This is a genomic window from Planktothrix sp. FACHB-1355 (genome assembly GCF_014748295.1).
Taxonomy (GTDB): Bacteria; Cyanobacteriota; Cyanobacteriia; order Cyanobacteriales; family Aerosakkonemataceae; genus Aerosakkonema; species Aerosakkonema funiforme_A.
Map to the genome: position 1 here is coordinate 1 of NZ_JACJUP010000810.1, position 3,338 is coordinate 3,338.

Consider the following 3,338-nt stretch of genomic DNA (forward strand, 5'->3'; position numbering starts at 1 on the left):
CATATTCATTCGCAGATATTTGAAACTGGTAGGGTATATTTACTAGCTGGTCTTCATTAGGAATACCGAAGCCATTAGGCTCGGTTGTATCTTGCCAGTTTATGATATGACAGCGCAGACTTTTACTTTGATTGTTAATAACTTCTTCAGCCTTTAACTGTGATAAATCGCGCAGCCTTCTCAAGAGAGATGCCAGATACTTAGCATCTCGATCGCTAATTGAAAATTTATTTTTATCCTGCTGATAATACCTGAAAGAAAAACTAATTCCTTCCGGTATTTTTATCTCGGCGACATCTCTTCCGGCTGAAGATGGCTGACTGCGGAGTTCTGTGTCTTGTCTTTTTTTATTCTTCTTCTTCGATGACACGGTTTTTGTAAAAATCTCTCATTAATTCCTTAGTAATAATAACATGAGAAGGTTCATCTTTTGGCAACCCACCTCTAGCCTTAATCCAAGGATCTTCGCGACGCACCATCAATTCTAACTCATAAGCGTCTCGAAAGAAATAATCGTCAAACAAGTCGTCTAAAAACTTTTGTACATCTTCTGGAAACTCTGGTTTTTCCACTTCTTTCAGAATTGGTTTAAAACCAAATTGTTCTTTGTATTCGTAAAATAAAGCCGGGATAGTCGGCCCATGCACCCAAGCTTCAAAATCCTCCTCAAAAAGGGGTTTATCTTCAAATGCCAGATACCATGCTTGGGCATAGTACAAGAGTTTTTGTAGCTTTTGGTTGCTGAGATAGGAGCCTACGTCATTAGCAAACCAGATGAAGTAATCAACAAGTTTGGAGAGTGTTGTTACTGGAGCTATTGTTGTCATATAAAAAGGGGTAAATAAGTTTGATATTTTTTATGATAGCACAGAGCGATCGCTCTCTGGAAATCGATTACTTATAGATTTGTTTTATAAAAAGTAAGGGCTATTTCAAAATTAATTTGTGGAATATTTTAGTTGAAACCATTGATATACTGCCTCAGCACAGGTGGTAGAGTATAAAAACTTCCTTGTTGTTCTATCAAACAGCGCCGCGATAAAGATTGCAGTGCGTTTAATAAATCTGACGGTGGAATGCTGCCATTTTCTAACAATTTTGCCAAGGTCACTCCATCGCTTTCTTTCGCCAACAAAGAAAGAAATTGTTTTTCGATTTCCGATAGGCGGCTCAACTGCTGCTCTAAAACATCTTTCAAATCTTCGGGCAACAATATAGTATCATTTGGTAATAACTCAGTTACGCATCCCCCCAACTCTTGCATCAAATTGGCGACGCTTTTTAACCACAACGGATTGCCTTGGTAGCGGTGAATCAGTGCTTCGCATTCTTCTAAACCATATTCTCTCAGTATTTCCCGTCCTGCTGCGATATCTAAACCTTTGAGTTGTAAAGTACGAATAAAATTATTTTGGCTTTTAACTTGAGGAAATTCTCGCGGTTGTTCCCAACCTATTAACATCAAGCAAGTTTGATGAGATAATGTTTCTATCTGTTTGAAAAAAGAGCGATATTCTTCGTATCCAAGTTTATATTTGCCTGCTAATTCACCGCGAATAAAAAGGTTATGAATATTATCTAATACTACTAAACAACGATGCTTTTGCAAATACTTAATTAGCGGTAATAACTTCTGGTTAGTTGCAGGTGAATCTTGCTTTTCTGACTGGGAGAAAAAATCTATCAATTTAGCTTCAAATTCAGCTAAAGTAGGCGATGCGTCGAGACTGCACCAAATTACATACTCAAATTCATCTTTTATCTGTTGAACGAGTTGCGCTGCTAATGCAGTTTTGCCGATACCGCAGATACCAGTAAGTGCGATTAAACGACTGCGTTGTTGCAAAATCCAGGTTTTGAGGGTGTCGAGTTCGAGAGTGCGATCGTAAAAAGCACCCAAATCCGGCATTTCGCTTAAATCGTGATGCGATGCTTTAGTTTGTTTCGAGTTAGCTGTTTCCTGATTATGTGTGTATGAGTTTGGTATATCTGGCGGGTGTCTAGCTTCTGCACAGAGGTTAAAATTACCTATGGCTACAACGTCTTGTGCAAAGTTTGAAGAATTAGAGACTTGATACCTCTTCATTGCCGATCGAAAATTCGATTTATGAATATCTTCCCCTAATTCTTCTGAAAGTATTTGCCATAACTTTGAGCCAACATCCCTGACATAACTCTCATTACAGTGACTCTCCTCGGCAATTTTCGTGTATTTCTCACCTTGCATAGTTCCCCGTAGAATTGCCTCTTGCAAGTCATCAAGATGCTGACCCGTTTTGGCAAACACCAGATCGTCAGCCATTTTCAACACTTCCTTAAGATTCATGCAGCATCGTAGATGTCGTCATTTTCCGTATTATACCTAACTTTTTCCAACATTTTCTGGCATTTACCAACATTTTTTAATCACCGAGTTTGAGTGGCAGACAAAATTGCCAGCAAAATTGAACATTTTTTAGCTGGACAAACATTTGATTTGTTCAAGATACTGGAAGAAGTATTAAAGGATAAACTTAAGGATTAAACGCTTGCTGTTTTATCCCCTGTAAGAGTGTGTCGGACTACATTTACAGTCTAATTACAAGTTAGGCGGCTCCCTTTCGATTATTCATTACTGCTCAATTTAGTTGCTGAATAAAAAGGATGCGTATGAAATCAGTTTGTATTGGCACAAAGCTGGCTATTTTACTTAGCTGCTTTACAATCGGTACTTTAGGCATCACTTCTGATGCTAACAGTCAAGCCTTAAGACGTATAAGTTTAGAAACTTTTCACGGAAAATGTATTCATGTGAAAGGTAGTAGCTCACAGGAGTGGAGGCAAGACAGACAGCCTTTATGGACATGGGATTGCCAAAATACAGATGAGTTCCTATTCTCGCTTATACCCGCTCGGAATGGCTACTACAAATTGAGAACTTTCCACGGAAAATGTATTCATGTGAAAGGTAGCAGTTCAGAGGAGTGGACACAAGACAGACAGCCTTTATGGACGTGGAGTTGCCAAGATACAGATGAGTTCCTCTTTAAGTTTGAACCAGCTGGTTCTGGATATTACAAAATGAAAACTTTTCATGGAAAATGTATTCATGTGCAAGGTAGTAACTCCGATGATTGGCAAAGAAATAGACAGCCCCTATTGACATGGAATTGCCAAGATACAGATGAGTTCTTATTTAGATTGGTTCAGAAGTAAGGGAATAACTTTTGCTTCCTTAAGTTAACTGAGTACGATCGCCTTTCCTTGTAGCTTAGTTTAACGCAAGTAAACCCAACCTCTTTTTCCCCTCACAATCTTATCTATTTCCAGTATAAGAATGCGAGGATTGGCAGGAGAGC

4 protein-coding genes are annotated in these 3,338 nt (G+C 38.7%); 1 reads left to right on the forward strand and 3 read right to left on the reverse strand.

Features of this window, described 5'->3' with window-relative positions; genetic code table 11:
* The 3 genes from H6S82_RS25235 to H6S82_RS25245 form a co-directional block, all read right to left on the reverse strand.
* Positions 1–370: hypothetical protein (locus H6S82_RS25235; protein ID WP_191056895.1), on the reverse strand; the 370-nt coding region annotated here is incomplete at its 3' end.
* On the reverse strand, positions 348–827 hold the full coding sequence (locus H6S82_RS25240) for a type II toxin-antitoxin system antitoxin SocA domain-containing protein (RefSeq protein WP_190464325.1): 480 nt from the start codon (positions 825–827) through the stop codon (positions 348–350). The genes H6S82_RS25235 and H6S82_RS25240, both read right to left, overlap by 23 nt.
* Before the next feature lie 128 nt (positions 828–955).
* On the reverse strand, positions 956–2,326 hold the full coding sequence (locus tag H6S82_RS25245) for an NB-ARC domain-containing protein (RefSeq protein WP_190464324.1): 1,371 nt from the start codon (positions 2,324–2,326) through the stop codon (positions 956–958).
* A gap of 323 nt (positions 2,327–2,649) precedes the next feature.
* Between H6S82_RS25245 and H6S82_RS25250 the strand changes: the two genes are divergently transcribed.
* The gene (locus H6S82_RS25250) at positions 2,650–3,195 is read left to right on the forward strand and encodes an RICIN domain-containing protein (RefSeq protein WP_190464323.1); all 546 of its coding nucleotides are present in this window, start codon (positions 2,650–2,652) and stop codon (positions 3,193–3,195) included.
* Positions 3,196–3,338 lie beyond the last annotated feature (143 nt).

Coding starts and splice junctions, on each gene's coding strand:
- H6S82_RS25250 (WP_190464323.1), top strand. CDS start 2,650: ATGAAATCAGTTTGTATTGGCACAAAGCTGGCTATTTTACTTAGCTGC.
- H6S82_RS25245 (WP_190464324.1), bottom strand. CDS start 2,326: ATGAATCTTAAGGAAGTGTTGAAAATGGCTGACGATCTGGTGTTTGCC.
- H6S82_RS25240 (WP_190464325.1), bottom strand. CDS start 827: ATGACAACAATAGCTCCAGTAACAACACTCTCCAAACTTGTTGATTAC.